Source organism: Allobosea sp. ASV33 (genome assembly GCF_016428755.1).
GTDB lineage: Bacteria > Pseudomonadota > Alphaproteobacteria > Rhizobiales > Beijerinckiaceae > Allobosea.
The window spans coordinates 1-3,179 of sequence record NZ_JAELTI010000179.1 but is presented as its reverse complement, the minus strand read 5'-3'; the positions used below and the strand labels follow the sequence as shown (position 1 = coordinate 3,179).

General features: G+C 68.2%; 4 protein-coding genes. 2 read left to right on the top strand and 2 right to left on the bottom strand.

All coding sequences use genetic code 11. The features are described 5' to 3' along the window. Positions 1 to 80 precede the first annotated feature (80 nt). The gene (locus JHD80_RS26860; protein WP_199093593.1) at positions 81 to 650 is read right to left on the bottom strand and encodes a PAS domain-containing protein; all 570 of its coding nucleotides are present in this window, start codon (positions 648 to 650) and stop codon (positions 81 to 83) included. A gap of 401 nt (positions 651 to 1,051) precedes the next feature. Here JHD80_RS26860 and JHD80_RS26855 point away from each other — a divergent pair, with 401 nt between their 5' ends. Next, positions 1,052 to 1,879, top strand: a complete 828-nt coding sequence (locus tag JHD80_RS26855) for a rhomboid family intramembrane serine protease (RefSeq protein WP_199093591.1) — start codon at positions 1,052 to 1,054, stop codon at positions 1,877 to 1,879. 197 nt (positions 1,880 to 2,076) lie between these two features. Continuing rightward, positions 2,077 to 2,508, top strand: a complete 432-nt coding sequence (locus JHD80_RS26850) for a CBS domain-containing protein (protein WP_199093589.1) — start codon at positions 2,077 to 2,079, stop codon at positions 2,506 to 2,508. Between the two features lie 25 nt (positions 2,509 to 2,533). Here JHD80_RS26850 and JHD80_RS26845 read toward each other — a convergent pair. Then, positions 2,534 to 3,179 (bottom strand): patatin-like phospholipase family protein (locus JHD80_RS26845; RefSeq protein ID WP_199093587.1); only part of this gene is annotated, 646 nt, incomplete at its 5' end.

The window sequence follows — 3,179 nt, the reverse complement described above, 5'->3', positions numbered from 1 at the left end:
TTTTGAGGGCGCTCAGCATCAATACCCGACCTAGATTCCCCGGCGATCCTAGGCGGGTTTCGGTTAACGTATCGTTCCGCTCAGGCCCGCCCGCCCGGCAATACCACGAGACGGGGCGGCTCGGCACGGCGCGGAGCGACGGGCGGACGCGCGGTCGCCGCAGGCCAGAGCATCCTGAGCGAGATCATCCGCATCGATTCGATCGTGTCGAGGCCGAGCCAGTCCGGCGACATGGCAGGCGAGAGCGCACCGAGCACGCGAGCATGCGTCCGGCCGCGATAGCGCAGCGGCAGCAGCAGGAGCTCCAGATAGATCGGCGTGCCGGTGACCGACTTGCCGGACAGGCCTGCGACCGCGCCGGCGCTCTCATCCATCACGGTCTGGACAAGGCGGCGCATGTCGCCCTGGGCTTCGACATCGGGCCAGAGCGCTGTGAAGGCGCGCCCGCGCAATTCCTGGCCTATCAGGGCGCAGAGCCGCGTCCCCGCCAGCCGGAAGACCGGACCGATCGGTTCGTTCTCGAGGACGAAGGTGTCTGCAAGGGCATGCCGCAACGCTCCGGGCTCGATCTCGCCGCGCTCCGGCGCGGCCCGCTCGCCGCGCAGCGTGTCCCAATATTCGAAAACCAGACGTGTGCTCGCGTTCTTCATTCTGTGCCCATATCGCCCGGTGTCTCTCCCTGGAGCGGCCCGGCGTTCGAAGATGACGCGGATCCGTTCGAAAGGAGGACGAATCAGTCCCTGGAAAGATCGAGGACGCATCCGCCGTGCCGTCTTGCCACCCCCTGCTGAGTCGGGGGAGGCGACCGGGTCGTTAGGGTTAATCAAGTCTTACGATTGTGGAAGATCGTTAAAATGCGCATGAATCCCCTCGGAATTCGCGCAGGCCGACAGCCCGCGCAGGACGAGGTGGAGGGGGCGTGAGCCTGCCGTCCGGCACGACCGGGCGGCGTCACAGCCGGCGGAAAAGGGGACGGCGCGAGCCGCTCCCCTTTTTCGTGAGCGCCGGGACGCTTGCGCCCCGCGGTCGCTTCGGCAAGTGTGACGGCCGCATGGCTTCCCACGATCCTTCTTCCCAAGATCCTTCTCGGCCCCGGCGCGAGCCCGTCTTCAACCTGCCTTCGGTCGTGGTCTGGCTGCTGGCGGCCCTGGTGCTGATCCAAGCCGGGCGCTCGCTGCTGTCGGATTATGACGACTACGTGCTGATGTCCTGGCTCGCCTTCGTGCCGGCGCGCCTGACGCTGTGGCTTTCGCCCGGCCGGCTCGACGATGTCGTCGGCGCGATGGCGCAATCCACGGTGGGGCAGGACGTGGCGGAGCGGCTGCAGCTCGTCAGGCTGCTGCTCGCCGATGGCGGCGTCCGGCTCTGGACGGTGCTGACCTACGGCTTCCTGCACGGCTCATGGCTGCATCTCGTCTCCAACGCGGTCTGGCTTGCGGCATTCGGCAGCCCGGTCGCCCGGCGGCTCGGATCAAGCCGCTTCCTCAACCTGATGGCCTTGTCGACCATCGGCGGCGCGCTGCTGCACTGGTGGTCGCGCGATCTCGACGTGCTGCCGCTGGTCGGCGCTTCGGCCGGCATTTCGGGCGCGACGGCGGCGGCGGTCCGCTTCGTCTTCGCGCCGGGCCTGCGCTTCGGCGAGCTCGGCGACGACGCGGTCGTCCGGGCGATCCCTGCCGCGCCGCTCGGGCAGCTCTGGCGCAACTCGCGCGCTCTGCTGTTCATCGCGATCTGGTTCGTGACGAACATCCTGTTCGGCGCCGGGCTCGTACCGATCTTCGGCGAGGAGACCAGCATCGCCTGGGAGGCCCATATCGGCGGCTTCATCGTTGGCCTGCTGCTGTTCCCGCTGCTCGACCGGGGGCAACAGGGGCGCTGACGCGGGCGGCAGGCCGGCATCCGCGCGCGTCTTTGGAATCGTTTTGCGAACCTTGCCTGTGCCGAGGTCTTCGCCCACACTCCCCTCATTGCGAAGCACTTCCCGAGCCGGCCCGGCATGGAGAGTTTTGCCGGCCCTCGCGAAGTTCCCGCGAAACCGCGCGCCGGCAACGGCGCGCCTGCGAGGAGGGACGGTCCATGAATGTCGAGCAGTTGCTGAGCGGCAAGGGGCACGATGTGATCTCGGTGCAGCCGCATCGGACGCTGGCCGAAGCGATCCGCACGCTGAGCGAGAAGCGCATCGGTGCCGTCGTCGTCATGGGAGCGGACGGGGCGCTTGTGGGTATCCTCTCCGAACGCGACATCATCCGGGCGCTCGGCGAACTGGGGCCCGGCGCGCTGGAGAGCGCGGTTTCGCGCTCGATGACCTCGAAGGTCGTGACCTGCCGGCCGCAGACCAGCGTCGACGAACTGATGGAGATCATGACGACGGGGCGCTTCCGCCACGTTCCGGTCGTGGAGAATGGGCGAGTGACCGGCATCGTCTCGATCGGTGACGTGGTGAAGCACCGGGTCGCCGCGATCGAGGCCGAGAGCAAGGCGATGCGCGACTATATCGCGATGGCCTGACGGATCGCGGAATGTCCGGAGGGCGTCAGCTCTCCGGCGCGATATGATTGGCCGCGACGAGGGCGGCGATATCGTCGAGCGACCGTCGGGCGGCTTGCCGGCCGAGCTCGATCGTCTCGCCGGCGCGGTGGAAGTCGAACAGGCCGATGCGGCCGAGCTTTGGACCGATCATCACGTCCGGCGGATCGCCTGCCAGACGCGAGCGCGAGATGCGGTCCTGCGTGATGTTGAAGGCATCGATCATCACGCCGGCAAGGCCGGGGCGGTTCTCGGCCGGGCGGCCGACGATGTTGCGGACGCGCTTGGCGGCGCCGCTGATGCCGTCATACCAGCGTGGCTCCGGCTGGATGCGCAATTCGGGCACGAGCGGATCGGGGTCGGAGCTCTGGTCCTGGATGGTCGTGCCGCGGCCGGTGAGGTCGCTGTTCAGGTTGACGCAGATCACGACATCGGCGCCGAGCGCGCGCGCCGCCGTCACGGGAACCGGATTGACCAGCGCGCCGTCCATCAGCCAGCGGCCGCCGAGCTTCACCGGGTCGAAGATGCCCGGCAGCGCGTAGGAGGCGGTCAGCGCCTCGACCAGCGGGCCATGGGTCAGCCAGATCTCGTGGCCGAAGCCGAGCTCGGTCGCCACGGCGACGAAGCGGTGGTTGAGATCCTCGATTCGAAGG

Coding starts and splice junctions, on each gene's coding strand:
- JHD80_RS26860 (WP_199093593.1), bottom strand. CDS start 650: ATGAAGAACGCGAGCACACGTCTGGTTTTCGAATATTGGGACACGCTG.
- JHD80_RS26855 (WP_199093591.1), top strand. CDS start 1,052: ATGGCTTCCCACGATCCTTCTTCCCAAGATCCTTCTCGGCCCCGGCGC.
- JHD80_RS26850 (WP_199093589.1), top strand. CDS start 2,077: ATGAATGTCGAGCAGTTGCTGAGCGGCAAGGGGCACGATGTGATCTCG.